The 25,924-nt window shown below is 53.1% G+C and carries 22 protein-coding genes, 5 tRNA genes, 3 rRNA genes and 1 other annotated feature; all 30 genes read right to left on the reverse strand.

Going from position 1 to position 25,924, the window contains the following annotated elements; all coding sequences use genetic code 11:
• Positions 1-9: 9 nt before the first annotated feature.
• Positions 10-1,017, reverse strand: a complete 1,008-nt coding sequence (ruvB, locus tag PUR_RS19595; protein WP_179038000.1) for a Holliday junction branch migration DNA helicase RuvB — start codon at positions 1,015-1,017, stop codon at positions 10-12.
• 79 nt (positions 1,018-1,096) lie between these two features.
• Positions 1,097-1,714: a Holliday junction branch migration protein RuvA gene (gene ruvA, locus PUR_RS19600; RefSeq protein WP_179036694.1), complete on the reverse strand. Its 618-nt coding sequence runs from the start codon at positions 1,712-1,714 to the stop codon at positions 1,097-1,099.
• Positions 1,711-2,214 carry a crossover junction endodeoxyribonuclease RuvC gene (gene ruvC, locus PUR_RS19605; RefSeq protein WP_179038001.1) on the reverse strand — a complete coding sequence of 168 codons (504 nt, stop codon included), beginning with the start codon at positions 2,212-2,214 and terminating at the stop codon, positions 1,711-1,713. The genes ruvA and ruvC overlap by 4 nt, the downstream gene beginning before the upstream one ends.
• A 295-nt stretch (positions 2,215-2,509) precedes the next feature.
• A complete protein-coding gene (locus PUR_RS19610) occupies positions 2,510-3,262 on the reverse strand; it encodes a BofC C-terminal domain-containing protein (RefSeq protein WP_179036695.1) in 753 nt (250 codons plus the stop codon).
• A 264-nt stretch (positions 3,263-3,526) separates the two neighbouring features.
• Positions 3,527-3,603, reverse strand: a tRNA-Arg gene (locus PUR_RS19615).
• A 6-nt stretch (positions 3,604-3,609) separates the two neighbouring features.
• Positions 3,610-3,684, reverse strand: a tRNA-Gly gene (locus PUR_RS19620).
• A 31-nt stretch (positions 3,685-3,715) separates the two neighbouring features.
• Positions 3,716-3,792: transfer RNA gene (locus PUR_RS19625), tRNA-Asp, on the reverse strand.
• A 24-nt stretch (positions 3,793-3,816) separates the two neighbouring features.
• Positions 3,817-3,893 (reverse strand) — tRNA-Met (locus PUR_RS19630).
• A gap of 33 nt (positions 3,894-3,926) precedes the next feature.
• Positions 3,927-4,001, reverse strand: a tRNA-Glu gene (locus tag PUR_RS19635).
• Between the two features lie 145 nt (positions 4,002-4,146).
• Positions 4,147-4,263, reverse strand: a 5S ribosomal RNA gene (rrf, locus tag PUR_RS19640).
• A gap of 120 nt (positions 4,264-4,383) precedes the next feature.
• Positions 4,384-7,315, reverse strand: a 23S ribosomal RNA gene (locus PUR_RS19645).
• Positions 7,316-7,535: 220 nt separating this feature from the next.
• A 16S ribosomal RNA gene (locus tag PUR_RS19650) occupies positions 7,536-9,091 on the reverse strand.
• Together the 16S, 23S and 5S rRNA genes with 5 tRNA genes alongside form the textbook arrangement of a ribosomal RNA operon.
• Before the next feature lie 526 nt (positions 9,092-9,617).
• Entirely contained in the window at positions 9,618-11,102 is a 1,485-nt protein-coding gene (locus PUR_RS19655; RefSeq protein WP_179036696.1) for a LysM peptidoglycan-binding domain-containing protein, read from the reverse strand.
• 286 nt (positions 11,103-11,388) lie between these two features.
• Entirely contained in the window at positions 11,389-12,273 is an 885-nt protein-coding gene (ilvE, locus tag PUR_RS19660; RefSeq protein ID WP_179036697.1) for a branched-chain-amino-acid transaminase, read from the reverse strand.
• A 4-nt stretch (positions 12,274-12,277) separates the two neighbouring features.
• Positions 12,278-13,165, reverse strand: a complete 888-nt coding sequence (gene pheA, locus PUR_RS19665) for a prephenate dehydratase (RefSeq protein ID WP_179036698.1) — start codon at positions 13,163-13,165, stop codon at positions 12,278-12,280.
• Positions 13,162-14,142 carry a homoserine kinase gene (gene thrB, locus PUR_RS19670; RefSeq protein ID WP_179036699.1) on the reverse strand — a complete coding sequence of 327 codons (981 nt, stop codon included), beginning with the start codon at positions 14,140-14,142 and terminating at the stop codon, positions 13,162-13,164. The genes pheA and thrB overlap by 4 nt, the downstream gene beginning before the upstream one ends.
• A 134-nt stretch (positions 14,143-14,276) precedes the next feature.
• Complete coding sequence (locus PUR_RS19675; RefSeq protein WP_179036700.1) at positions 14,277-15,563, reverse strand: homoserine dehydrogenase; 1,287 nt, start codon at positions 15,561-15,563, stop codon at positions 14,277-14,279.
• A gap of 71 nt (positions 15,564-15,634) precedes the next feature.
• A complete protein-coding gene (locus tag PUR_RS19680; protein WP_025336025.1) occupies positions 15,635-16,072 on the reverse strand; it encodes an ACT domain-containing protein in 438 nt (145 codons plus the stop codon).
• A gap of 245 nt (positions 16,073-16,317) precedes the next feature.
• Entirely contained in the window at positions 16,318-17,628 is a 1,311-nt protein-coding gene (obgE, locus tag PUR_RS19685; RefSeq protein ID WP_179036701.1) for a GTPase ObgE, read from the reverse strand.
• Positions 17,629-17,645: 17 nt separating this feature from the next.
• Complete coding sequence (locus PUR_RS19690; RefSeq protein ID WP_179036702.1) at positions 17,646-18,386, reverse strand: Spo0B domain-containing protein; 741 nt, start codon at positions 18,384-18,386, stop codon at positions 17,646-17,648.
• A gap of 203 nt (positions 18,387-18,589) precedes the next feature.
• Positions 18,590-18,901: a 50S ribosomal protein L27 gene (gene rpmA / locus PUR_RS19695; protein WP_124695202.1), complete on the reverse strand. Its 312-nt coding sequence runs from the start codon at positions 18,899-18,901 to the stop codon at positions 18,590-18,592.
• A gap of 17 nt (positions 18,902-18,918) precedes the next feature.
• Positions 18,919-19,254, reverse strand: coding sequence for a ribosomal-processing cysteine protease Prp (locus tag PUR_RS19700; protein ID WP_179036703.1), 336 nt, complete (start codon positions 19,252-19,254; stop codon positions 18,919-18,921).
• Between the two features lie 12 nt (positions 19,255-19,266).
• Complete coding sequence (gene rplU, locus PUR_RS19705) at positions 19,267-19,578, reverse strand: 50S ribosomal protein L21 (protein WP_179036704.1); 312 nt, start codon at positions 19,576-19,578, stop codon at positions 19,267-19,269.
• Positions 19,579-19,592: 14 nt separating this feature from the next.
• Positions 19,593-19,677, reverse strand: a sequence feature (ribosomal protein L21 leader region).
• A gap of 76 nt (positions 19,678-19,753) precedes the next feature.
• Positions 19,754-21,004, reverse strand: a complete 1,251-nt coding sequence (locus PUR_RS19710) for an Rne/Rng family ribonuclease (RefSeq protein ID WP_179036705.1) — start codon at positions 21,002-21,004, stop codon at positions 19,754-19,756.
• A 77-nt stretch (positions 21,005-21,081) separates the two neighbouring features.
• A complete protein-coding gene (locus tag PUR_RS19715) occupies positions 21,082-21,924 on the reverse strand; it encodes a M50 family metallopeptidase (RefSeq protein ID WP_179036706.1) in 843 nt (280 codons plus the stop codon).
• A complete protein-coding gene (locus tag PUR_RS19720; RefSeq protein ID WP_179036707.1) occupies positions 21,917-22,756 on the reverse strand; it encodes a M23 family metallopeptidase in 840 nt (279 codons plus the stop codon). Before PUR_RS19720 ends, PUR_RS19715 begins: the two co-directional genes overlap by 8 nt.
• A gap of 190 nt (positions 22,757-22,946) precedes the next feature.
• The gene (minD, locus tag PUR_RS19725) at positions 22,947-23,741 is read right to left on the reverse strand and encodes a septum site-determining protein MinD (protein ID WP_124695198.1); all 795 of its coding nucleotides are present in this window, start codon (positions 23,739-23,741) and stop codon (positions 22,947-22,949) included.
• Positions 23,742-23,745: 4 nt separating this feature from the next.
• A complete protein-coding gene (locus PUR_RS19730; protein ID WP_179036708.1) occupies positions 23,746-24,405 on the reverse strand; it encodes a septum site-determining protein MinC in 660 nt (219 codons plus the stop codon).
• Positions 24,406-24,485: 80 nt separating this feature from the next.
• Complete coding sequence (gene mreD / locus PUR_RS19735; RefSeq protein ID WP_179036709.1) at positions 24,486-25,016, reverse strand: rod shape-determining protein MreD; 531 nt, start codon at positions 25,014-25,016, stop codon at positions 24,486-24,488.
• The gene (gene mreC, locus PUR_RS19740; protein ID WP_179036710.1) at positions 25,013-25,891 is read right to left on the reverse strand and encodes a rod shape-determining protein MreC; all 879 of its coding nucleotides are present in this window, start codon (positions 25,889-25,891) and stop codon (positions 25,013-25,015) included. Before mreC ends, mreD begins: the two co-directional genes overlap by 4 nt.
• Positions 25,892-25,924: the final 33 nt, after the last annotated feature.

Consider the following 25,924-nt stretch of genomic DNA (forward strand, 5'->3'; position numbering starts at 1 on the left):
CGATAAAGTTCAAGATTGCTCCGGAGGGAGCGGAATTCCTAAATGCTGATAAGCGGCCGGGGTAACCATTCTTCCCCGTGGTGTACGCTGTAATAAGCCGATTTGCAGTAAGTACGGTTCATAAACATCTTCTATTGTCTGGCTCTCTTCGCCTATCGTAGCTGCAATCGTATCCAGCCCGACAGGTCCGCCGCGAAAGCCCGTAATCATCGAGCGCAGCATTTTATGGTCAATACTGTCAAGGCCCCTGGGATCAACTTGCAGCATTTTCAACGACTCCCCGGCAATTTCCGGAGTGATAATCCCATCTCCTTTGACCTGGGCATAATCACGGACCCGTTTCAGCAGCCGGTTGGCGATCCGGGGAGTTCCCCGTGAGCGCAGCGCAATCTCCTCGGCTGCGTCGCCAACAATCTCAATACCAAGAATATCAGCCCCCCGAGAGACGATATAGCTCAGCTCATCCTCTGTATAGAACTCCAATCGGCTGACAACGCCGAAGCGGTCGCGCAGGGGTGCGGACAGCAAGCCGGCTCGCGTGGTGGCCCCCACAAGTGTAAACGGCGGCAGATCCAGCCGGACCGAGCGGGCGCTTGGCCCTTTGCCGATCATAATATCAAGCGCAAAATCCTCCATCGCCGGATACAGCACTTCCTCAACCGTCCGGTGCAGCCTGTGAATTTCATCGATAAACAGCACATCGCCTTCCTGCAGATTGGTCAGCAGCGCCGCCAAATCACCTGGGCGTTCAATCGCGGGACCGGACGTCGTCCGGAGGTTCACTCCCAGTTCGTTGGCGATAATATTGGCTAGCGTCGTCTTTCCGAGCCCCGGCGGCCCGTACAACAGCACATGATCCAGCGCCTCGCTCCGCATTTTTGCCGCTTCGATATAGATTTTCAGGTTCTCTTTAACTTGATTCTGCCCTATATATTCAGCCAGATAGCGGGGACGCAGACTGAGCTCCACCGCCTGGTCTTCCATCATTAAATTCGCGGATATGATCCGGTCCTCCATCTTCCCATCGCTCCACTTCATCATGTACTTAGCGGACCTTTCGTCAACCGATGCTCATCCACTTCTTGCTTGGCCGGATCTACTTCGCCACATACAGCAGCTTGAGCGCCTTTTTCATCAGGACGTCAACCGAATCGGTCTCCGCTCCTTCCTTCTTCAGCGCCAGCCAGACACGGTCCAGCTCTGTCTCCGTATATCCAAGCGCCTTAAGCCCGTCTCTAGCTTCCTGCCAGGAAAGCTCGCCGCTCTCCGTATTCTGTTCCAACGCAAACAATCCGGTTTGGAAATTAGCCGTTCCCAGTCCGTCCAGCTTGTCCTTGAGATCCAAAATCATCCGCTGCGCCGTCTTCTTCCCGATGCCCGGCAGTTTCGTCAGAAATGTAATGTTCTCCTGATAAATGGCCGAAATGACATGGTCTGGCGTGCCTCCCGTTAAAATCCCGAGCGCCACACGGGGGCCGATGCCCGACACCTCAATCAGCTTGCGGAACAGCTTCTGTTCCTCTCTGGTGGGAAACCCGAACAGAAGAATCGCGTCCTCCCGCACGTGATGATGAATATATACAGTCACCGGTCCCTCTTGTTTGGCAAAAGCATAAGGATTCGGGCAAAAGACCCGGTATCCAACGCCCTGAACATCCAGCACCACATATTCTTGTTCCAAATGGACAACCGGTCCCCTTAAAAAATCGATCATTTGCGCAATACCTCATTTATCTTTGAATTCAGCGTATACGAATGAGCATGACAGACCGCAACCGCCAGCGCGTCGGCCACATCGTCGGGTTTCGGAACGGCGGACAGCTTGAGGTACATCCGCACCATTTCCTGCACTTGCTTTTTCTCCGCCTTGCCGTAACCGACAATCGCCTGCTTCACCTGCATCGGGGTATATTCCGCCACCGGTAGCCCACGCTGCACAGCCGCCAGCACCAGCACACCGCGCGCCTGTCCGACCGACATTGCCGTCGTCACATTGCGGTTGAAGAACAGCTTCTCCAGCGCTACGGCCTCCGGCTTGTAACGGTCAATCAGCTGCAGCATACCCTCATAAACGTGGAGCAGCCGCTCCTCCTCCGGCGTATGGGCTTCCGTCTGGATACAGCCATACTGAACCGGCGTAAGCTTGCTGCCATTTTTGTCAATGAAGCCGAAGCCGACAATCGCTATCCCCGGATCGATCCCCAGAATTCGCAAAACCATCTCTCCCCTATTTATCGGTAGCCTTCCCGCACGGTTCATTTCCCCGCCTTGAAAGCGAACATATGTATTCCTTCTACCCATTATAGCAAAAATAGGCTGTCCGGGGAGCATAAACTTTTCCATACCCGATATATAAAATAGTTTCACAAAATGTAACCTTAGCCTCAACCTCACTCAGGGCTTGACCAAACACCCGAAACTGATAAATCATACAACAAAAAAAGACCGCCGGTTTTCACCAACGGCCTTCATTACCCATCTCCTCAAGAATTCTCTTCAAAAACCCGCCCTACATCGTCTGCTCGGAATCGTCCCGCGCATAATCGCTAAAGGTCGAAAGCACACTATTGTACTCATCAATATCCTGTACCCGGATTCCGCCCTGAAGCTGCTTCCATACTTTTTCCGGCAGCGAGGATTTCATCGTTCCAATATCGATTTGAAAAAAGGTTTTAAGCGCCTCCTCCCGTTTAGGAGGTCCTTTGAACAGGGTGAGATTTCCTTCGTTATCTATGCCAATGTACGCTTCCTTCTTGCAGGAAGGCGATAAATCATTCACATTCCGCTCCAGCCAGACATCTCCGTCAGACCCGATTCTTCCCTGCCAGTCCGGTTGTTCCGAAAGCAGAGCCTGCAATTTCTCGGGATTCATTGGTCCTAAAGTATCCCGGACTTCATCACCACTAACGTAGGATGTCTTGTAATGGACTTTACGGCTGAGGCCGGTATCTTCAATAATCATGCTAAGCGACTTCGCATCGCCCAGACCCAAAATTCGTTCCCCCGGCTCTTCTTGTCCGAATACGGCCGAAGCCTGCTCATGCAGCAGAGTATAGTTGGAAACGGCATGGTTGTTCAGTTCGGCAAACTTTGCTTCCACCGCCGACATCGATCCCGTCAGCAGATCCGACAAGCGATCCGATACCCGCAATCCCGACCAGGCGCATACCGTAAGGACCGCACAGGCCGTTCCGACCCACAGCGCTTTTTTCCAGCGTCTCCACCGGCGCCACAGCTGCTTTTTCAAACGAAAAGCACTCATGTTAATCCCTTCATTCTGCTTTTTTCCCTAATTTGCCCGGGGTAGGCGGGATTTATGCAAGCTTTAGCTTTTTCGTTCGATGGATTTGCTTTCCGAAACTAATGATGATTACGCCAGACTTCGTTAATCAGAAAGTGACGTTTTGCCGGAGGATCAAATTCGAGGCAGGCTCTAAATACGAAGGCACAAAAAAAGGCTTAATCAAGCTGTACACTCAGCTTAATCAACCCTAAATTAGGTATCGACTCATTTAATAAAGTAAGATGGCGCGCCCTGAGAGATTCGAACTCCCGGCCTTTTGATTCGTAGTCAAACGCTCTATCCAGCTGAGCTAAGGGCGCAAAATATGGAGCGGACGACGGGAATCGAACCCGCGACCCTCGCCTTGGCAAGGCGATGCTCTACCGCTGAGCCACGTCCGCATAACGCTTTTAAATTAGGAAAATACAATAATGGCGGAACCGACGGGATTCGAACCCGCGATCTCCTGCGTGACAGGCAGGCATGTTAGGCCTCTACACCACGGTTCCAAGAGGCTCTTCTTTAAGAAGAATTGGTTGCGGGGGCAGGATTTGAACCTGCGACCTTCGGGTTATGAGCCCGACGAGCTACCGTGCTGCTCCACCCCGCGTCAACAAACAAAAATTCAAATCTGATAAATAAATGGTGACCCGTAGGGGATTCGAACCCCTGTTACCTCCGTGAAAGGGAGGTGTCTTAACCCCTTGACCAACGGGCCATACTAATCAACTCTTGTTCGTGACGACAAAATTTATTATATCAAATTTATGCACATAAAGCAATAGTTAATATTGTTTTCATATAGTTGCTTTAAAGATCGACATAACAAAAAACCACTGCTGAAATTCAGCAGTGGCTCATGTGCTTGGCGGCGTCCTACTCTCCCAGGACCCTTCGGTCCAAGTACCATCGGCGCTGGAGGGCTTAACGGTCGTGTTCGGGATGGGTACGCGTGGAACCCCTCCGCCATCGCCACCAAACGGATGTTTTCCGGTCGCTTCGCTTCCCGAATCTCTTCAGGAAAATCATCGACTACAGAAAACGCGCTACAGAGATCTTACTCCCTGAAAACTGGAACCGAAACGAATCTTGCGTTTAATTTGGATAAGCCCTCGACCGATTAGTATTGGTCAGCTCCATGCATTGCTGCACTTCCACCTCCAACCTATCTACCTCGTCGTCTTCAAGGGGTCTTACTAAATTGGGAAATCTCATCTTGAGGGGGGCTTCACGCTTAGATGCTTTCAGCGCTTATCCCGTCCGTACGTAGCTACCCAGCCATGCTCCTGGCGGAACAACTGGTGCACCAGCGGTACGTCCATCCCGGTCCTCTCGTACTAAGGACAGCTCCTCTCAAATTTCCTACGCCCACGACAGATAGGGACCGAACTGTCTCACGACGTTCTGAACCCAGCTCGCGTACCGCTTTAATGGGCGAACAGCCCAACCCTTGGGACCTACTTCAGCCCCAGGATGCGATGAGCCGACATCGAGGTGCCAAACCTCCCCGTCGATGTGGACTCTTGGGGGAGATAAGCCTGTTATCCCCAGGGTAGCTTTTATCCGTTGAGCGATGGCCCTTCCATGCGGTACCACCGGATCACTAAGCCCGACTTTCGTCCCTGCTCGACTTGTTGGTCTCGCAGTCAAGCTCCCTTCTGCCTTTGCACTCTTCGAATGATTTCCAACCATTCTGAGGGAACCTTGGGACGCCTCCGTTACGCTTTAGGAGGCGACCGCCCCAGTCAAACTGCCCGCCTGACACGGTCCCCGCACCCGATGAGGGTGCCAGGTTAGAACCTAGATACGATCAGGGTGGTATCCCAACGGCGCCTCCACCGAAGCTGGCGCTCCGGCTTCTAAGGCTCCCACCTATCCTGTACAGATCGTACCCAAGTTCAATATCAAGCTGCAGTAAAGCTCCATGGGGTCTTTCCGTCTTGTCGCGGGTAACCTGCATCTTCACAGGTATTAAAATTTCACCGGATCTCTCGTTGAGACAGCGCCCAAGTCGTTACGCCATTCGTGCGGGTCAGAATTTACCTGACAAGGAATTTCGCTACCTTAGGACCGTTATAGTTACGGCCGCCGTTTACTGGGGCTTCGGTTCACAGCTTCGGGTTTAACCCCTAACCGCTCCCCTTAACCTTCCAGCACCGGGCAGGCGTCAGCCCGTATACTTCGCCTTGCGGCTTCGCACAGACCTGTGTTTTTGCTAAACAGTCGCTTGGGCCTTTTCACTGCGGCCCCCTCGGGCTATTCACCCTACCGAGGCACCCCTTCTCCCGAAGTTACGGGGTCATTTTGCCGAGTTCCTTAACGAGAGTTCTTCCGCGCGCCTTAGAATTCTCTTCTCGCCTACCTGTGTCGGTTTGCGGTACGGGCACCTTCTCCTGGCTAGAGGCTTTTCTTGGCAGTGTGAGATCATGACCTTCGCTACTGTAATTTTCGCTCCCCATCACAGCCCAGCCTTATGGTGTACGGATTTGCCTATACACCAGCCTCGCTGCTTGGACGGACATCCATCAGTCCGCGTCACTACCCTCCTGCGTCCCCCCATCGCTCATAGCGGATTACGGTGGTACAGGAATATCAACCTGTTGTCCTTCGACTACGCCTGTCGGCCTCGCCTTAGGTCCCGACTTACCCTGAGCGGACGAGCCTTCCTCAGGAAACCTTGGGCTTTCGGCGGATCAGATTCTCACTGATCTTTTCGTTACTCATACCGGCATTCTCACTTGTATGCTGTCCAGCTGTCCTTACAGTCAACCTTCAACCCACATACAACGCTCCCCTACCCCTGATGCAAAGCATCAAGCCATAGCTTCGGTGGTGTGTTTAGCCCCGTTACATTTTCGGCGCAGAGTCACTCGACCAGTGAGCTATTACGCACTCTTTCAATGGTGGCTGCTTCTAAGCCAACATCCTGGTTGTCTGTGCAACTCCACATCCTTTCCCACTTAACACACACTTGGGGACCTTAGCTGATGGTCTGGGCTGTTTCCCTTTTGACAATGGATCTTAGCACTCACTGTCTGACTCCCGGTGCATCAGTAGCTGGCATTCGGAGTTTGACTGAGCTTGGTAACCCTTGCGGGCCCCGCACCCAATCAGTGCTCTACCTCCAGTACTGTTAATCACCGAGGCTAGCCCTAAAGCTATTTCGGGGAGAACCAGCTATCTCCGAGTTCGATTGGAATTTCTCCGCTACCCCCACCTCATCCCCGCACTTTTCAACGTGCGTGGGTTCGGGCCTCCAGTGCGTGTTACCGCACCTTCACCCTGGACAGGGGTAGATCACACGGTTTCGGGTCTACGCCCACGTACTTAAGTCGCCCTATTCAGACTCGCTTTCGCTGCGGCTCCGGCTTCTCGCCTTAACCTTGCACGTTAAACGTAACTCGCCGGTTCATTCTACAAAAGGCACGCCATCACCCATTTAACGGGCTCTGACTTCTTGTAAGCACACGGTTTCAGGTACTATTTCACTCCCCTTCCGGGGTGCTTTTCACCTTTCCCTCACGGTACTGTTTCACTATCGGTCGCCAGGGAGTATTTAGCCTTGGCAGATGGTCCTGCCGGATTCATACGGGGTTTCACGTGCCCCGCACTACTCGGGATCCGTCTCGGAGGGAACCAAATTTGGGCTACAGGGCTTTTACCTCTATCGCGGGCCTTTCCAGACCTCTTCGCCTATCTTGTTCCTTTGTAACTCCATGTGAGACGTCCCACAACCCCAGGGAGCAAGCTCCCTGGTTTAGGCTGTTCCGCGTTCGCTCGCCGCTACTGACGGAATCACTCTTGTTTTCTCTTCCTCAGGGTACTTAGATGTTTCAGTTCCCCTGGTCTGCCTCCACCTACCCTATGAATTCAGGTAGGAGTGACTGTGCATTACCACAGCCGGGTTTCCCCATTCGGACACCCCCGGATCAACGCTTGCTTACAGCTCCCCGAGGCTTTTTCGTTGTTCGCCACGTCCTTCATCGGCTCCTGGCGCCTAGGCATCCTCCGTGTGCTCTTAATAGCTTAACCAATTAAGCACTTTATCTTCACTTGATCAATCGCTTGACACAAGTTCAGCTAAAAGATGTTCTAAAACGCAATTTTCGTTTCGGTATCCAGTTTTCAAGGATCAAGATTGAGAGTTTGAGCTCTCAAAACTGAGCAACGAGTGAGCAACAGGCCTAAACCTGAGTTTTGGAAGCTTAGCTTCCGATTTGAATGTTTCCACTCGGGAAACGATTCTCCATAGAAAGGAGGTGATCCAGCCGCACCTTCCGATACGGCTACCTTGTTACGACTTCACCCCAATCATCTACCCCACCTTCGGCGGCTGGCTCCCTTGCGGGTTACCCCACCGACTTCGGGTGTTGTAAACTCTCGTGGTGTGACGGGCGGTGTGTACAAGACCCGGGAACGTATTCACCGCGGCATGCTGATCCGCGATTACTAGCAATTCCGACTTCATGCAGGCGAGTTGCAGCCTGCAATCCGAACTGAGACCGGCTTTATAAGATTGGCTCCACCTCGCGGTTTCGCTTCCCGTTGTACCGGCCATTGTAGTACGTGTGTAGCCCAGGTCATAAGGGGCATGATGATTTGACGTCATCCCCACCTTCCTCCGGTTTGTCACCGGCAGTCACTCTAGAGTGCCCAGCTTCACCTGCTGGCAACTAAAGTCAAGGGTTGCGCTCGTTGCGGGACTTAACCCAACATCTCACGACACGAGCTGACGACAACCATGCACCACCTGTCTCCTCTGTCCCGAAGGCCGCGCCTATCTCTAGACGATTCAGAGGGATGTCAAGACCTGGTAAGGTTCTTCGCGTTGCTTCGAATTAAACCACATACTCCACTGCTTGTGCGGGTCCCCGTCAATTCCTTTGAGTTTCAGTCTTGCGACCGTACTCCCCAGGCGGAGTGCTTACTGTGTTAACTTCGGCACCAAGGGTATCGAAACCCCTAACACCTAGCACTCATCGTTTACGGCGTGGACTACCAGGGTATCTAATCCTGTTTGCTCCCCACGCTTTCGCGCCTCAGCGTCAGTTACAGCCCAGAAAGTCGCCTTCGCCACTGGTGTTCCTCCACATCTCTACGCATTTCACCGCTACACGTGGAATTCCACTTTCCTCTTCTGCACTCAAGCTGCCCAGTTTCCAGTGCGACCACAGGTTGAGCCCATGGTTTAAACACCAGACTTAAACAGCCGCCTGCGCGCGCTTTACGCCCAATAATTCCGGACAACGCTTGCCCCTACGTATTACCGCGGCTGCTGGCACGTAGTTAGCCGGGGCTTTCTTCTCAGGTACCGTCACTCTTGTAGCAGTTACTCTACAAGACGTTCTTCCCTGGCAACAGAGCTTTACGATCCGAAAACCTTCATCACTCACGCGGCGTTGCTCCGTCAGGCTTTCGCCCATTGCGGAAGATTCCCTACTGCTGCCTCCCGTAGGAGTCTGGGCCGTGTCTCAGTCCCAGTGTGGCCGTTCACCCTCTCAGGTCGGCTACGCATCGTCGCCTTGGTGAGCCGTTACCCCACCAACTAGCTAATGCGCCGCAGGCCCATCCCCTGGTAGCAGATTGCTCCGCCTTTCCGTCTTCCGGTATGCACCAGAAGGTCTTATCCGGTATTAGCTACCGTTTCCGGTAGTTATCCCAGTCCAAGGGGCAGGTTGCCTACGTGTTACTCACCCGTCCGCCGCTAAGTCCTTTTGAGAGCAAGCTCTCAAAAGGACTCCGCTCGACTTGCATGTATTAGGCACGCCGCCAGCGTTCGTCCTGAGCCAGGATCAAACTCTCCAATAAGGTTTTTTCGTGAGGTTACCACCCGGATCACTCCGAGAAAATAACCATCCGAAAAGTTTATCGATAGAGCGATAAGCTCATTTTGAAACATCTGACGAGAATTTGCATTCTCTTCATTTTGGAACTCGCTAAAGCGAATCCCCACTCACTCGTTGTTCAGTTTTCAAAGATCAAACTTTATCGTTTTAAATCTTCAGTGCGGATGAGCATTTCTCAACCGGATCTTTATCATATCACTTTTTTCGACCGATTGCAACAACTTTTTTAAAAGCGTCAGCGTCTTTATATTAAGACTCTCTTTTTCCCTATTAAAAAATTGTTGTTAAACAGCTGCATCAGCGACTGGATTTATAATATAACATGTCCCGGCAAGAGTAACAACCCGTAAATTTTACCAATTTGGAGCTGGTATCATTTCCTTACTCAATTCGCCCTAAAGTCCCGTAAAGGAAACGCACACGAAAAGCGTGCAGACCGCACCCAAAGATAATGGATCTGCACGCGCAATTTCTATAATATTGACACCTTAATCGGAAATCCAGGGATTCCGGCGTTTTTTCGACGTCCCTCTGCTTTTGCTAGAATTCTGTTTAGCGGAGCCGCTCGGTTTGACATCCTTGCCGGAACGGCTTGATGTTTTGACTTTGGCTGCGGACGTAGCGGAAGCTGCTTTGGTCTCAACAGGGGCGGCATTCTGGACTGCCGCAGTCCCGTTGACCGTATTCAGCCCCTCCTGCGAAGACAATTCTCCTGCTGCGGCATCCGCCTGCGTCTCTCCCGGGATTCGGCTCAAGTAGTCCCAATCGTCCTTGCCCGGATATTCCGGCATCTGTGGAATGCCTGCGGTAACGGGAGAGCCGTAAGCTCCGGGTGGGTATGAAGGCGCCGAATAGGGTGGGGGAAACCCCATTCCATATGGAAAGCTTTGGGCTTCGCTCGTATAAACAGGCATTGCGCCATATACCGGTGCCTCATGGCCGCCAGGGTACGGCTGGAGACCGTCGCATCCACAGGAAGGCCAAGGAAGTGTTGCCGGCTGAATGCCGTACTGCGGTGAGGTATAGGCCGGATGCTCCGGGTAGGGTTTGACGTTGGCGGCGGGCATCTCTGCGGTATAGCCCGGCATGACTCCCGGATAGCACGGCGCCGCGATATTGGCGACAGGATAAACCGGTGCCGGGTAGCAATAAGGAGCCTGCATTTCAGGCATATACGCAGCAGGCTGAACGTTGCTAGGAGCATAAGGGATCGGCTGCACAGCCTCATACAGCGGGTATGTTGGAGGGCAGTCGTAATAGTACGGATTTTCGGCTATCCCCGGGTATCCAAAGGATTTATCGCAGGGGGTTACAGGTTCACAGGCGCAATATTCTTTGGGATGCTCGGGCATCGGTGGCAAAGAAACGGCTTCTTGGGCAGGAACCGAAATCTGTACAAACAGGCTCTGCGACTCGGTATGAATCTTCTCGGTAACCGGCGCCACAGGTGCCGGGATCACAGGCGCAGGGATAACAGGCATAGGGTTAACAGGCGCAGGGGCTGGCTCAACTGGCACCGGAGCAATGGGAGCTGTCTCTTTCGCTTTTTCAATGGGACCCGTATATGCTTTTCCGCCGGGAACGGTTTTGTCAGAAACGCCCATCACTGCATGTTCCGGTTGGTGTACAAGCGGAGCTGCCCCTTTTTTCGGAATGTTGACGATATCTCCTATTTTAAGCACATCGGGATTCTTGAGCTGGGGATTGGCCTGGATGATATCCTTGAGCTGAATCCCCCATGCCTTTGACAGTTTCCACAGGGTGTCTCCCTGCATGACCGTATGTTTGTGGAACAGCTCGCCGCCGTCCGGCACGGGAACGGGAACCGAAGGGATTTTCACCTTGTCTCCGATAGCCAGAACTTCGGGATTTGCGATTTGCGGATTGGCCTCAATTAATTTATCGAGCGGCACCCCATACTTTTTCGATAATTCATAGAGCGTATCGCCTTGCTTGACCATGTGTATTTTCACGCAATAATAACCTCCTAACGTTTTGTGGAGCAATGCTTATTGAAATATAAGAATGCATAAGCTTTGAGCTTACCCAAGGCCTTATATTTCCGCGAGAAACGATGCTGCCTCTCATGAGAACGGGACGCTCGTTTCTTCTGGCGCAGTGATTTGCGGTAGAGCCGCCTCCTTCGTTACTACATCTTATGCAGCCCATGGGCGATTGACATCCCGGAAGCAAAAAAAATCCTTTGACACGGCATGAGTGCATGCGCATCAAAGGATTGGTCGTTGCTATTCAAAAAACTTAGGACTGCCACACCTTGTAGCCGTCTTTGTCCACAATGCTCCGGAATTCCTCAAGTAGCTTCAGTGTGATCGGACCGGCATGGCCTTCGCCAATAATCCGTCCGTCGATTTCACGGGCCGCAATAACCTCCGCCGCCGTTCCGGTGAAGAATACTTCGTCCGCAATATAAATATCGTGCATCGTAAAAGGCTGTTCCTTAAGCGTGATGCCGAGCTTCTCGCACAACTCGATAATGGCAAGACGCGTAATGCCTTCGAGAGCGCCAAGGTAGCAAGGCGGCGTGTAGACAACGCCATTTTTGATGATGAAAATATTATCTCCGGAGCCTTCGGTTACATACCCCTGTGCGTTCAGCATGATCGCCTCATCGGCTTCCGCGAGGTTGGACTGGATTTTGACCAGAATGTTGTTCAGATAGTTAAGCGATTTGATCTTCGGATTCAGCGCATCCGGAATGTTGCGGCGCTGGGACACGGAAACGGCGCGAAGGCCGTTCAGATAAGCCTCTTCGGGATAGATGGCCAGCTGCTCTACAATAATAATGACACTGGCTTTGGGGCACCGGCGCGGATCAAGTCCGAGGTTGCCGGGGCCGCGGGAAACGATAAGGCGGATATAACCGTTGCGCATCTCATTGCGGCGAATCGTCTCTGCCATCGCTTCCAGCATCTCGTCATAAGTCAGCGGGATATCAAGCATGATGGATTTAGCCGAATCATACAGTCTGTCCAAATGCTCTTTGCATTTAAAAATGTTGCCGTTATAAATCCGGATCCCTTCAAAAATCCCATCGCCATACAGAAAGCCGTGGTCAAAAACGGATACCATGGCATTTTCCTTCGTTACGTATTGTCCATCTAGATAAATCAACTGCTCAGACATGAACTTACTGCACCTCCGCTTTCTCTTCCTCATAGGTGTATGTGGGATACGAGCCCAGAATTCGGACCTGGCAGCCCAAAGCTTTGATTTCCTCAATAGCGGCAGGCAGGAGGACCGATTCCAACGGTTCGAGCACATCGATATAAAAATAATAGGTACCCAGCTTCTTCTTCGTCGGCCGCGATTCAATCCGCGATAAATTCAGCTTGCGCCAGGCAAAAGCCGAGAGCACCTGATGAAGCGCGCCCGGAAAATCCTCCGGCAGCGTGACCAGCACGCTGGTCTTGCTGCCAGTGCTTACGCGGGGGATATCAAGCTTCCCGGGTCCCGCCAGCACAAAACGGGTAAAATTGTTGTGATGATCGGTAATTTTGCTTGCGATAATCTCTAGTCCAAAAGTCTTCGCACCAAGCTCAATGCCGATTGCCGCCCAGCCTTTGCCGGGATTGTTCTTGACGATTTCCACAGCTTCCGAGGTGCTGCCCACGGTTTCAAGTTCGGCTGACGGGGCATGACTTCGGATAAAATGGCCGCACTGGGCCATTGCAACCGGATGGGAGAGGATTTTTACGATGCCCGAGTAATCGACCTCGCCTTTTCCGTCCGTAAACTCGCCGGGATTAGCGATCAGGTTCTGCACGGAAGGATAAATCCATTCGGCCTGCATCGGCAAATCCACTTCATGAATAAGCCAGTCCATGTGCAGGCTGACCGAGCCTTCAATCGTATTCTCGACCGGAATGACGCTGTAATCGGTCTCTCCTTTGGCCGTGGCCAGAAACACGTCGGAAATAAGCTTATAGAACACAGGCCGGCAGGGCTCCCCTTTCATTAGATACAGCAAAGCTTCATGAGAGGTCGTTCCCTGCGGCAGCACCGCTATTGATTTCATGACCGTACTTCTCCTTTTATCATATCCAAAAATGATTGATTTTGCATCCCATTTTCGTCTACAGATTCCGCAAGCGCTCCCGTTCGGCACGGCAGAAGCCAGCGGGTACGCGCTTCAATGCCATGTTTACGCATAGTTTCTGTCAGAAAGGCTTCCAGTTCGCTCTTTCGGGACTCTCGCCCATCCACAAGCGCAATCAGCGTCGGGCCGGCGCCGCTTAAGGCGATGCCGAGGGCGCCGTGCCGCGTAGCTTCGGCCAGAACGGCTTCCATGCCGGGAACCAGAGCGGCCCGGTACGGCTGGTGCAGGCGATCCCGCATCGCCGCCCCGATCAGATCGAGGCGCCCGCTGGCAAGCGCTCCTGTCAGCAGCGAAGATCGGCTGACATTGTATACGGCATCGGCGACAGTCACGCTGGACGGGAGCACTTCCCGCGCTTTGGACGTCGCCAGCTCGAACTCGGGTATGACGACGAGGGTCTCCAGATCATCTGGCGGTTCGATGCGGATGACATCGGCATGGCTGCCATCCCAGGCGGCGGCGATAATCCCGCCGAACAGGGAAGCGCCGACGTTATCGGGGTGCTTCTCCAGCGCCGTAGCCATATCGAAGATCCGCTCATGGCTCAGAGGGGAACCGATCAGCGCATTGGCCGCAACCATGCCACCGATAATGGCGGAGGCGCTGCTGCCGAGACCGCGTGTCAGCGGGATCTCGGAATACATTGATATTTCCAGTTCGGGGACGGATACGCCCGCCTCGTCGAACACCATCTGCGCGACTTTATAAATCAGGTTGCTTTTATCCCGGGCCACATCCTTCATCTCATCGCCGTAAAGGTGAAACTCGGTCTGCTCCGCTTCTCCCATTTCGATCCAGGCGTACAGCGACAGCGCCATCCCGAGCGTATCGAATCCCGGCCCCAGATTGGCGGTGCTGGCAGGAACTTTTACCCTTACCTTCCGGACGTTACTCATGTCTGCACCGCCCTTTGGCAGCCATAAGGCCTTGAATAAAAATCATGGGACACTTCTCTATATTATCCTTCAATATGAAATATCTCACAAGCCATGTTCTCCTTTAAAGATAATTGCCTTTCCGGCGGTTTGCTTTAGCCCTCGACACGGTAATGGCTCTTCACGCGGCGAATGACCTCAAGTTCCTCGAAACGGCGGAGAACCTTGTTCATGCTGGCTTTGCTGGCATCGTGCGTAACGATAATGATTTCGGCATTCGGGTTGTTCGGATTAGCCTGCTGCACGACAGAATCAAGGCTGACGTCGCATTCGGCGAACACCTGGGTGATTTTGGCAAGCACTCCCGCCTTGTCGTCCACATGGAGCAGCAGAAAGTTTTTAAAGTAAATATCGTCGTCGCTCTTCAGCTTCTTCTGCTTGTAGGGAACAATCTGTTTCAGGCCATTAACGCCCAGCTTCAAATTCTTGATCACCGCCACCAGGTCGGCCACGACAGAGGTTGCCGTCGGCATTTCACCGGCTCCCGCTCCGTAGAACATCGTCTCTCCAACCGCTTCGCCATAAACATAAACCGCGTTGAACACGCCATTGACGGAAGCGATCGGATGGCTCGCCCGGATCATAGTCGGCTGGACGCTGATGCTGAATTCATCATTTTGGCTCTCGGCAATGCCCAGCAGCTTCATTTCGTAGCCGAGACGTTTGGCAAACTGGATATCCTCCTTGCTAACGCCGGAAATCCCGCTTACGCTCACATCCTGCAGCTCAACATTGGTGCGGAAGCCAAGCGTGCCGAGAATCGACATTTTGCGGGCGGCGTCCAGTCCCTCCACATCCGAAGTCGGATCGGATTCGGCATAGCCAAGCTGCTGCGCCTCTTTCAGCACATCGTCGTATGAAGCGCCTTCCTGGCTCATTTTGGTGAGTATGTAATTGGTCGTTCCGTTGACGATGCCCATGATTTTGACGATCCGGTCGGATGAAAAACCTTCGATCAATGTCCGGATAATCGGAATGCCCCCCGCCACGCTGGCTTCATAGAAGACATCACACTGTTTCTCCTGCGCCTTGGCCAATATTTCAGTGCCGTGCAGCGCCATAAGATCCTTGTTGGCGGTAACGATATGCTTACCCCGCTCGAGCGCCTCCAAAATATATTCTCTGGTGGTCTCGACTCCGCCCATAACCTCAACAATCACATCGATTTCCGGGTCGCGGATGACCGCCCACGGATCTGTGGTCAGCTTCGCCGGATCGATCTCGATCGAGCGCGCTTTATCTGCGGATTTAACGGCAATACGTTCAATATAAATCGGCGAACCGACCTGGCTGCTCAAATCCTCCTGGTTCCCCTGCACGATGCGCACCACGCCCGTACCGACCGTTCCCAGCCCGAGCAACCCTACTTTCACCGGTTTCATTTGAATCTGAATCCCCCTTAACGTGTATTCCACTCTTAGCCTTACACATTCTTTCAAAGACGCTTCCATCGTCAACCCTGTCCTACAATCAAAGCGCGTTTGACGCCGGGCATCCCCTTTAGGCTGTCCAGCATGTCTCCAAGCTCATCGTTCAAATGGGTAATCTCAATGGAAAGGACAACGTTCGCCCACCCTTGCAGCGGAATGCTCTGATGAATGGTCAGCACATTGGCTCCATGCCCCGCTACGGCTCCGAGTACCTTGGACAGCATACCGGACTCGTGTTCGAGATCCATCGAAATCGTTACGATGCGCTCCCTTTCCAGTTGGTGAATCAGATGGATGCCATCCTTGTATTTGTAAAAAGCGCTTCGGCTGAGACCCACCTGCTCCACGCCCTCATGCACCGTCTTGGCATCGCCGGCTTCCAGCAGCTGCTTGACCTGCATCGTCTTCAGCACCGCCTCGGGCAAAATATCTTCACGAACCAAATAATAACGTTCTTTCACAAACGTCCTCTCCTCAAAGACTTTTGTTTTTACATAGTGGACATTATAAGGTTATTCAGAAGGAATTGCAATACTTTTCACAAAACCGTTGTTCTCCGAAATTCAACTTCTGTTTCAGCCGTATCCCCCCGGGGACCACCCCATGTACGATCCATTCTTTGAAAAAAGCAAGAAAAAAGCGCCTGCACGGTCTTCCCTAACGGAAAACCAATACAGGCGCCTGATTGCGTGCCTTAATTATTTAATTAATAGTAGCTGCTGTTCTCGACGAACTCGAATTCAAAATCAGCGATCCGCACGATAGTGCCTTCTACCGCTCCGCGTTTGCGCAATTCCTCGTCAACGCCCATATGCCGCAGTGTCCGCGCCAGCTTGAGGATCGCATCATGCGAATTAAGCTGCATCCGTTTGAGCATCCGCTCAATCTTCGGACTGTTGACGACAAAGGCTTCGTTATCGCGAGTGATGGTAAACGAATCGTCCTCCGCCGCATTCAGCTTGTACACCTTGCGCTCGGCGCTCTCTACGACTTCCTCCACGGCCGGAGCCTGCGGGATGGAATCGAGCAGATCGGCGGCGCGGTAGAGCAGCTCCTGCACCCCTTGGCGGGTGAGTGAGGAGATTGGAAGGATTTCCAGATCGGGCCGAACACTGCCGGCGCGCTCACGGAAAGAAGCCAAGTTCTCCTGCGCTTCTTCCATGTCCATTTTATTGGCCGCCACAATCTGAGGACGATCGGCAAGCCCTACATTGTACTGCTTCAGCTCGTCGTTGATCTTCACCCAATCCTCAAAAGGATCTCGTCCTTCCGAACCGGCCATATCGACTACGTGGATAATGATTCGCGTGCGTTCGACATGACGCAAAAATTCATGTCCGAGACCGACGCCCTCATGGGCGCCTTCGATCAGCCCGGGCAGATCCGCCATGACAAAGCTGCGGCCGTCCCCGACGTCAACCACGCCAAGATTTGGCGTAATGGTAGTAAAATGATAAGCGCCAATCTTTGGCTTGGCCGCCGAAACAACAGACAGCAAAGTCGATTTGCCTACACTGGGAAAGCCGACGAGCCCCACATCCGCCATGACCTTAAGCTCAAGCACAACGTAGCGCTCCTGACCTTCCTCCCCATTCTCCGCAAGCTCGGGAGCGGGGTTATTCGGCGTCGCGAACCGGATGTTGCCACGGCCGCCACGGCCGCCGCGGGCCACAATGACTTCCTGGCCATGACGCGTCATATCAGCGATGATCTCGCCGGAATCGTCGTCGATCAGCACCGTTCCCGGCGGAATACGGACAATCATATTTTCGGCTCCCGCGCCGTGCTGGCTCTTGTTGCGCCCTTTTTCTCCGCGCTGAGCCTTAAAATGCCGCTGATAGCGGAAATCCATCAAAGTCCGCAGGCCTTCGTCCACGCGGAAAATAACGTCGCCGCCCTTGCCGCCGTCGCCGCCGGCCGGACCGCCCTCCGGCACATATTTCTCGCGGCGGAACGCCACCAGACCGTCGCCGCCGTCGCCGCCTTTTACAAATATCTTCGCTTTATCTACAAACATGGATGTCTCACCTTCCTTCACATTCCCATCGGCAGGCGCAGCTGAAAGTCCGACTTATGGGCCGTCAACCGCTCCGCTTTTACAATTTTGCCCTGCACGATATTAAATATCTGCTTCTGGAACAACTCCGCTCTCCCGCGCAGACCATCGCTGCCGAATACGATTACGATGTCCCCTTCATCCCGTTTAAAAGTAAGACGCAGCGAGCGGGTCTCGCCTTGAGCGGCCATTCCGCCGAACTGACAGGCTCTGACCATCTGCACAATAACCGAGGTCAGCTCATCTCCGGCTTCGGGCGTCAGCATGTCTTCCAGATGCAACCCTTCTTCCACCTCGATATCCAGTTGCAGGCTGCCGCCCACAGTCCGGAAGGATTGAAGGTAGAAGACCAGCGAAGGAATACCGAGCTTGGCGATCCGACTGTCCAGCGCGATGCGTTCCTTTATTCTTTCCACACACTGCACCGATTTATCAGGCTTGCCGAGCTGAATATAACCGTACAGCACTTGGAGATCATTCATCCAGTCATGACGGTGATGATTAAGCGTCCGAATCGCTGTCTGCTGCAGAATCCGTTCCTGTTTCCATAGTTCCCGTTCAAAATGCCGACGGACCGTTAAAACGCTGAATAAAGCCGCAGCAACTGCCCACAAGCCAAGCAATAGACATGTCCAAAGCGTCGGCCATATACAGGCGAGACCCAAAGGAAACGCTACCGACAACATCGCTGCTCCTATTGCGCTTTTCCAGGATTTCATACTGTCTTCCCCGTCCCTTGCGTTCGCGAATTGTTAGCATTCTACCGTAACCAGATCATTTCATGTTTACCAGTATACCATAGGAATTCCCGCAAATTCACCAAGAGGTTGTAAGATCTTCCCAGATCCAGTTCCCTATTTCTTTGAAAAAAAGCCTCCGGCATGATCGCCGGAGGCTTTACTAGCAGTTATGGTCCGTAAGCTTACGCTTCCAGAGCCGCCGCTACCGGAGCGACGTCTACCGGGTAGACGCTCACTTTCTTGCGATCGCGGCCCAGGCGCTCGAACTTCACAACGCCGTCCACTTTGGCAAACAAAGTATCGTCTTTGCCGATTCCCACGTTTGTGCCGGGGTGAATTTTCGTTCCGCGCTGACGCACCAGAATGCTTCCGCCGGTTACGGCTTGACCATCGGCGCGTTTCACACCAAGACGTTTCGCTTGGCTATCGCGTCCGTTCTTTGTGGAACCCACACCTTTTTTCGATGCGAACAATTGAAGATCCAATTTCAACATGCTGTCTACCTCCTTCTTCAAATAATGACTTCCTGTATCTGAATATACTTCCCGTACGACTCTGCAATCGTATTGAGCATAACGACCATGGATTCCATAAGCAGCTGCACTTTGGCAGCAGTCTCGGGGTCTTCAATCGACAACAGCGTCCCGCTGAGAAACCCGTCCTTCAGGGACGAATCCAGCACGACTCCAGTTAAGGCTTCAATCGCATTGACGGTACCGACCGTTACGGTCGAAACGCCGGCACATACGATATCTCTACCCTTTCTGTCATACTCGGCATGGCCTTTTACGGCAAAACCGAGGATCGCGCCTTGAGAGGAAGACCTCGTAATCCGCACGTTAATCATTAACGCACCTTCTTACGCTTGAATCTTCTCGATCGTTACTTTCGTGTAAGGCTGACGATGGCCCTGCTTCTTATGGTAGTTCTTCTTCGGTTTGTATTTATAAACGACAACCTTCTGACCTTTACCATGCTTCTCGACCTTCGCCGTTACGGAAGCGCCGTTTACGAGCGGAGTTCCCGCCGTCAGACCGCCTTCGTTCGATACAGCCAGGACACGATCAAACGTTACGCTTGCTCCGTCTTCCGCGTTAAGCTTCTCGATGAACAATACGTCGCCCTCTTGGACTTTGTATTGCTTGCCGCCAGTTTCGATAATTGCATACATTGGTTTTGCACCTCCTCATGTCTCAGACTCGCCTGGTCCAGGTGGCTCTCCCTTTCGGAATCGCGCTTGATTACCCGATCGGAGCGGTTACAGCATGTGCAGGAAAATAATAAACCGGACACATACTTATAGATAATAGCACGGAGAACTGAAATAGTCAACGTTTATAAATAAGCTATCCCTGGCCCGGTTTCCACAGCGGCGTTCTCCCGGTGCCTCCACAGCATTCGCATAGGCGAGACGAGAACTCCAGCGCGTCATGCCGCACTTTCTTTCGCGTCATCTCCAGAAGCCCCAGCCGGGTCCAGCCCAAAATGTGCGTCTTCGTCCGGTCTCGGCCTACGATGCTCTCCAGCCGGCCAACAACCATTTTACGATGCTCCTCCAGTTCCATGTCAATGAAGTCGATGACGATAATCCCGCCGGTATCCCGAAGCCGGATCAAGCGCCCGATTTCCTCCGCGGCAAGAAGATTCGTTCGCGTAACCGTCTCTTCCAGTGACGCTCCGCCCGTATATTGGGCGGTATTGACATCGATTACGGTCAGCGCCTCCGCCTCATCCCAGATCAGCGTCGCTCCTCCGTCGAGCGTGATTTTTCGGCTGAAACCTCGCTCCAGCTGCTCTTCCACTCCATATGCGGCAAAGATCGACAAGTTTCCGGTGTACCGTTCCACCGGCTTGTACCCATCCGGAGCCATCTCGCTTAAGAAGGTCTCGGCCTCCCGGACGGCCTGCTGCGAGTCGATCAGGAGCTCGTCCCTCAGAGGATCGAACGTATCGCGGATGAAACGCTGAACGATGCTGAGGTCGCTGTGCAGAAGAGCAGGGGCCTCCACCTTCTGCGCGCGACGCATAATCCCTTTCCACTGCGCCCGCAGAATGGAAAGGTCTCCTTCCACCGCTTCGGGAGGCTCGTCCTCGGAAACGGTGCGTATAATCAGGCCCTCTTCGTTCTTCCGCAAACGTTCGCCCAGCGCCTTCAATCGGCTGCGCTCGGATTCGCGTCCGATTTTTTTGGAAACCCCGACGTATTCCGCAAACGGCATGTATACCATCCATCTTCCGGGAAGCGTATAGTGCGTGGTGACCCGGGCTCCCTTGTTACCTCTGGGCTCTTTTCTGACCTGAACGACGATTTCCTGTCCGGGACGAAGGAGCGTATCAATCGAGGGCTTTACTTTGGGCTGCTTCTCCAAATGCGGATGCAGCACATCATCGACGTATAGAAACGCGTTTTTTTTCTGACCGATATCGACAAAAGCAGCCTGCATGCCTGGAAGAACATTCATTACCCGGCCTTTGTAGTAGCTGCCAACAAGTCCCTGCTGTTCCTGTCGCTCCGCCGCATATTCCACCAGTCTCCCCTCCTCCAGAAGGGCCATCCGGGTCATATGCTGAGAGCAGTGAACGATCATTTGTTTCATGGCTTCACCTCTGGCTTACATAAGAAGAACGGCTTCATTTCCTTTTTAGGACAGCGACCGCACTCTCGTAGAAATAATCACATTCCAAAATAAGATGAGAGCAGACGCTGTTCCGGTACGACCCCCATCACGCCTCCCTTGGCGTCAAGCACATAGATCAAATGATACTGGTGCCTTTTAAATAGACGCAAAATATCATCCAAAGGTTTCGCAAGAGGCGCAACTATCGGGCGTGCCGGAGTGCCTTTGTCCATATGTTGTTCATAAACGGCCTCCCGGCTCATGAGAAAAGCCATAAACCGGAAAGGAAGGTTCCGGTGGTCCGTTATATTGGAATACAGCAGAAAAGCGGCGATCATCAGCAGATTAAGCCGTAGTCCGCCTCCGCTTTCCAAGGGCAGCAGGGCGTACACGGCCGTCAAGGCGCTTGCGAATATACTAACTCTTCCGCACCACAGCAGAGTCGAATAATAAGGTGCTTGCAGGCTGACTGCAGCCTGTACGATTTTCCCCCCGTCAAGCGGCAAAATCGGAAGTAAATTGAACAGGGCAATGATGAGATTGGCGTGAATAAGATAAGTCATAAAAGCGGCGCTGCCCCAGCCCATTTCCCTCAATGCCGCCGCGACCAGAATCATCAGGACGTTCTGCAGCGGACCCGCAAGCGCAATTCCGATTTCACGGTAAGCGGTCAGCTTCCCGTTGTCCTCGAGAACCGCGACTCCCCCGAACGGGAGCAGCTGCACCGATTTGACAGTGGCACCTGCAAGGAGCGCCGCCCAGACATGCCCCAATTCGTGAACGAGAACGATGGCAAAAAGCGTAAGCAATTCGAGAAACTGCCCGGTAAGCACGGAAATCAGCATGATGATTACGAGCAGCGGATGCAGGGAAAAGGAAATGCCCCAGACCCTAATCAAAGCCGATCTCTTCCGCCGGATCGATATAAGCCTTGTCCTGTATAAGCGCAAAATAAAGCAGATTGGTTGAAGAAGCGCCGGTTTCCTCCATCCATCCCACGGTATCTCCGCTTTGAAGCCAGTCGTCCGCTTTCCGCTTCGTTCCGCTTAAATGTCCGTATTCGGCGGTAATTCCGCCGCTGTGCTGAACGGTTACCCGAATGCCTCCTTCCGCTTCTCTAGAAACGGACAGCACCCTTCCCATATCTACACTCTTGACCGTTACGCTTCCGGATGAACCGGCCGATGGTATAATTTCAACGCCTTTAAGCGTAGAAGCGAACGGCTTGACAATACTGCCTGTCAACGGCGGAGCAAGCTTATGATGAACCGAAGCTTTCCGAGCCGTCTCACTATCCCCAAATATCGGAATAAATGCCGGAGCGCCGTCAAAATAACGTTCGTACCACGCCCGGACCGAAGTAAAGTCCATGTCCTTGCTAAGGGCACCCGTTATGAAATTTTGCGCCCGATAGGCCCAGGGCTGCTGCACCGCGAATATCCCCCATACCGTCCCGAACAAAAGACAGCTGATGACCGTTCGCCGGATCAATCCGGACAGGAAGCGAGGCTTCTCCCGTCTCCCTTCATCGTTCCAGTCCTGGCGCCGCTCTTTCCAAAGCTTTTCGGGATCGGGCTCGCCCGTACTCCCGTTCTGGAATCCCCGCCAATCGTCCGCGCCGCTGTCCTCGGGCATGCCGAACCGCGGCGGTTTGGCGAAGTCCTGCTTGGTGTTCGGCAAATTGCGGATATGCTCCTTACGGTAGTTCCCTGCGTTTGGTTTATGACCCATATCCATCCCTCCGGCGGGCTTGTTTTATACCATCCTATGAGGGAATGAAGGTATTTTAGAACAAGCGTCCCTTTCCCACACGCGAAGAGCTGCATCCCATGCCTGACGCAAAAACAAAACAGTCCCGGATGACCACTGAAGAACGTGGTATCCGGGACTGATGCGTTTCGGGGGCCTCCGGCCCAAGGCGTTAGCCCAGACCGAAAAATTTCTTCAGCTTCTTGAATGTGCCAGGCTTGCGGTCCAGCTGCATGAGCGGTACCGCGTCGCCCAATATGCGGCGGGCAATGTTACGGTAGGCGATGGCTGCGCCCGAATCCGGATTCATAACCGTCGGCTCTCCGAGGTTGGCGGCCTTGATCACCAGTTCGTCATCCGGCACGATCCCAAGAAGGTCGATATTGAGCACCTGCAGAATATCCTCGACTTCCAGCATGTCGCCGGATTTAATAAGTCCAGGCCGGATGCGGTTGACGACCAGCTTGGGCGACTGCACTTCGGACTGCTCCAGCAGTCCGATCACACGGTCGGCATCGCGCACGGCCGCATGCTCAGGCGTCGTCACGACAATCGCCTTGTCGGCGCCGGCGATCGCGTTGCGGAAGCCGTGCTCGATCCCAGCAGGGCAATCGATCAGAATATATTCATACTCTTTCTTCAACTCCAGCACGATGTCTCTGACCTGTTCCGGGGTGACTGAAGTTTTGTCCTTTGTCTGCGCGGCCGGCAGCATATACAGCTCGTCAAACCGCTTGTCTTTGACCAAAGCCTGCCCGAGACGGCAGCGGCCTTCGGCTACATCCACCAAATCGTAAATGATTCGATTTTCGAGTCCCATAACGACATCCAGGTTTCTCAGCCCGATGTCGGTATCAACGAGACATACTTTTTTTCCCTGCAGCGCAAGCGCGGTTCCAATATTGGCCGTTGTGGTCGTCTTGCCCACGCCGCCTTTGCCGGAGGTAACAACGATCGCTTCTCCCATGAGGCTACACCCCTTTAAACACATTTAAATCCCGACGCAGCTTGACGATGTTGTGTATTTTGTCGATCTGCATGACACCTTCCGACAAAAAAGCGAACTCCATGCTGCTCTCACGGGTTTCCCATTCATCCGGGGGGCGACTGATTATCTCGGCTATGCGAAGCTGGGTCGGAGCCATCACGGAAGCCGCGATAACCGCTCCTTCGTTGCCCTCCACTCCCGCGTGAGCCACGCCTCTCAGAGCCCCGAGAATAAAAATATCTCCTGTACAGGTAATCGCGCCGCCGGGATTCACATCCCCGAGAAAGAGCAAGTCTCCCTTATGGTTCAGCACCTGCCCGGAACGAAGAATTCCGCTCATTACATACAGTGAGCTTCCGTTCCCCGGTTTCACGGCATCCTGCGCCTCGACCGACCGAATCAGCAAGTTGCCCTGTCCGCGCAAAATATCCAGCACCGCTTCCTTTTCTTCCTCAGTCACCGAGCGTTTGCCCATCTTGATATCCACATGCACGATTGGTCCGGTCAAAATATTTTGATGGCTGTGCTCCAGCTTGTAGCGAAGCTCGCCAAGCATCTCTTCAAAGGGACATTTGTCGTCTAACAGGAAGACCAGGCCGTCCTTGATGCCTTTGATCCGTACATGCTTGGATTTTACTGTCATTTGACCCTCCCCCCATTCTCATTCATTCGTGCCGCGCCCCTCAAGTTCCTGCTTTTATCCGAGAGAAATTGCGCCGGCCTTTACGCCTTCTCTTCCTTGCGCGTCTCGTTCTTCAGCTTCTCAAGCTGACGGCGGACAGGAATGTACAGCAGAAGCCCAAGGGCAAAATGAATAAGCATGGTAGGCAGCATATGGTTCATTAGCGCCCAGTTGTATGGCTCGCGGTTCAACTTGAAAATGCTGTAAATGCCGAACAGGATGCTGTCCTCAAGCCAGCTTCCCAGCAGTAAGACAGTCATCATCAGCGGCAGCGGTGCGCGGGGCGTCTGGAATATCAGGCCGATCAAATAGGCCGACACTCCCATCGCAAAAGAATGGGCTCCGATGATTCTTCCGTAAAATATGATATCATGCAGCATGCCGAAGCTTAACCCCAGCATCAGCGCCATGTGCCGATGATGATAAACCGTTATGAATAATAGAACGATAAAGACGAGATTCGGGACAATTCTCATTTCCCATGAATTCGGTATGAGCCAGGGCAGCACGGCGCCCTGAAGAATAAACAGCAGAAACAACAGCAAAACTAGGACCGACCTGTGCGCTCTCACTGCGGCCCCTCCGGAGTAAAGACGACAAGCAGCTGTTTCCAGTCCTCATATTCAGCCGCCGGCTTGATGACAGCGGTCTTGGTCAGCCCGAACTCCCCGTCCTTGACGCTCTCGACGGTACCAATCGTTAGCCCCCTAGGATAGAGACCGCCAAGTCCGGACGATATAATGGTGTCCCCCTCAGCGATCGGGTCCTTCTCGTCAATCCGGGTCATAATGAGCCGACCGGTCTGCTGGTCGTAACGCTCAACCATGCCAAAGGTCTGGTCGATCTTGCCGATGGCCGTGGCGGCGATCGGCGGCTGTGAATTCGGATCGCTGCTGTCCATCATCGTCAGCAGCTTCACGGTCGACGTAAAGTTGCTCACCTGGCTGATGATGCCGACCAGGCCTTTTTCGGAAATAACAGACATATTCGGTTTGACGCCGTCCCGCGCCCCCAAATCAATAACGAGCGAATTGTTGCTCGGCTCCGTCGTCAGGCTGATCACCTGAGCGTAATGATACTCGTAATTATATTTCGTTCTCTGCGCCTGCGTTAAATTCCACAGCCGTTGATAGTGTTCATATTCGGCCTTTATCAGGTTATATTGAGCTTTCTCCCGGGTATACTGCGCTGCGATGATCTTCAGCCGCTCGTTCTCCTCGGCCAGATCCTTCAGGTTGCCGATATCTTCAAACAAGCCCGCTACAAATCCAGCGGGCTTGTAAAAGAGATTCTGCACAAAACCGGTAGTATCCCTGACGAAGTTCTCGGGCCACGACAGCGATTTTCTTGTTCCGAGAGAGAAGCCCATGACCACAATAAAAAGCACCAACGTAATCAATAGAATAAATAGTCGCTTATTGCCAAACAGCTTAAACAGTTTCAACACCCTCTAACAACCGTTTTTCTCTCCCGCTCCAGA

The organism is Paenibacillus sp. URB8-2, assembly GCF_013393385.1.
Classification (GTDB): Bacteria; Bacillota; Bacilli; order Paenibacillales; family Paenibacillaceae; genus Paenibacillus_AQ.

What these genes read in the sequence shown, in the direction of transcription:
- PUR_RS19710 (WP_179036705.1), bottom strand. Translation starts at nt 21,004, where the DNA reads ATGAAACAAATGATCGTTCACTGCTCTCAGCATATGACCCGGATGGCC.
- pheA (WP_179036698.1), bottom strand. Translation starts at nt 13,165, where the DNA reads ATGAAATCAATAGCGGTGCTGCCGCAGGGAACGACCTCTCATGAAGCT.
- ilvE (WP_179036697.1), bottom strand. Translation starts at nt 12,273, where the DNA reads ATGTCTGAGCAGTTGATTTATCTAGATGGACAATACGTAACGAAGGAA.
- minD (WP_124695198.1), bottom strand. Translation starts at nt 23,741, where the DNA reads ATGGGAGAAGCGATCGTTGTTACCTCCGGCAAAGGCGGCGTGGGCAAG.
- PUR_RS19730 (WP_179036708.1), bottom strand. Translation starts at nt 24,405, where the DNA reads ATGACAGTAAAATCCAAGCATGTACGGATCAAAGGCATCAAGGACGGC.
- rplU (WP_179036704.1), bottom strand. Translation starts at nt 19,578, where the DNA reads ATGTATGCAATTATCGAAACTGGCGGCAAGCAATACAAAGTCCAAGAG.
- PUR_RS19690 (WP_179036702.1), bottom strand. Translation starts at nt 18,386, where the DNA reads ATGAAATCCTGGAAAAGCGCAATAGGAGCAGCGATGTTGTCGGTAGCG.
- ruvA (WP_179036694.1), bottom strand. Translation starts at nt 1,714, where the DNA reads ATGATCGATTTTTTAAGGGGACCGGTTGTCCATTTGGAACAAGAATAT.
- PUR_RS19610 (WP_179036695.1), bottom strand. Translation starts at nt 3,262, where the DNA reads ATGAGTGCTTTTCGTTTGAAAAAGCAGCTGTGGCGCCGGTGGAGACGC.
- obgE (WP_179036701.1), bottom strand. Translation starts at nt 17,628, where the DNA reads ATGTTTGTAGATAAAGCGAAGATATTTGTAAAAGGCGGCGACGGCGGC.
- PUR_RS19675 (WP_179036700.1), bottom strand. Translation starts at nt 15,563, where the DNA reads ATGAAACCGGTGAAAGTAGGGTTGCTCGGGCTGGGAACGGTCGGTACG.
- PUR_RS19720 (WP_179036707.1), bottom strand. Translation starts at nt 22,756, where the DNA reads ATGGGTCATAAACCAAACGCAGGGAACTACCGTAAGGAGCATATCCGC.
- rpmA (WP_124695202.1), bottom strand. Translation starts at nt 18,901, where the DNA reads ATGTTGAAATTGGATCTTCAATTGTTCGCATCGAAAAAAGGTGTGGGT.
- thrB (WP_179036699.1), bottom strand. Translation starts at nt 14,142, where the DNA reads ATGAGTAACGTCCGGAAGGTAAGGGTAAAAGTTCCTGCCAGCACCGCC.
- PUR_RS19700 (WP_179036703.1), bottom strand. Translation starts at nt 19,254, where the DNA reads ATGATTAACGTGCGGATTACGAGGTCTTCCTCTCAAGGCGCGATCCTC.
- ruvB (WP_179038000.1), bottom strand. Translation starts at nt 1,017, where the DNA reads ATGGAGGACCGGATCATATCCGCGAATTTAATGATGGAAGACCAGGCG.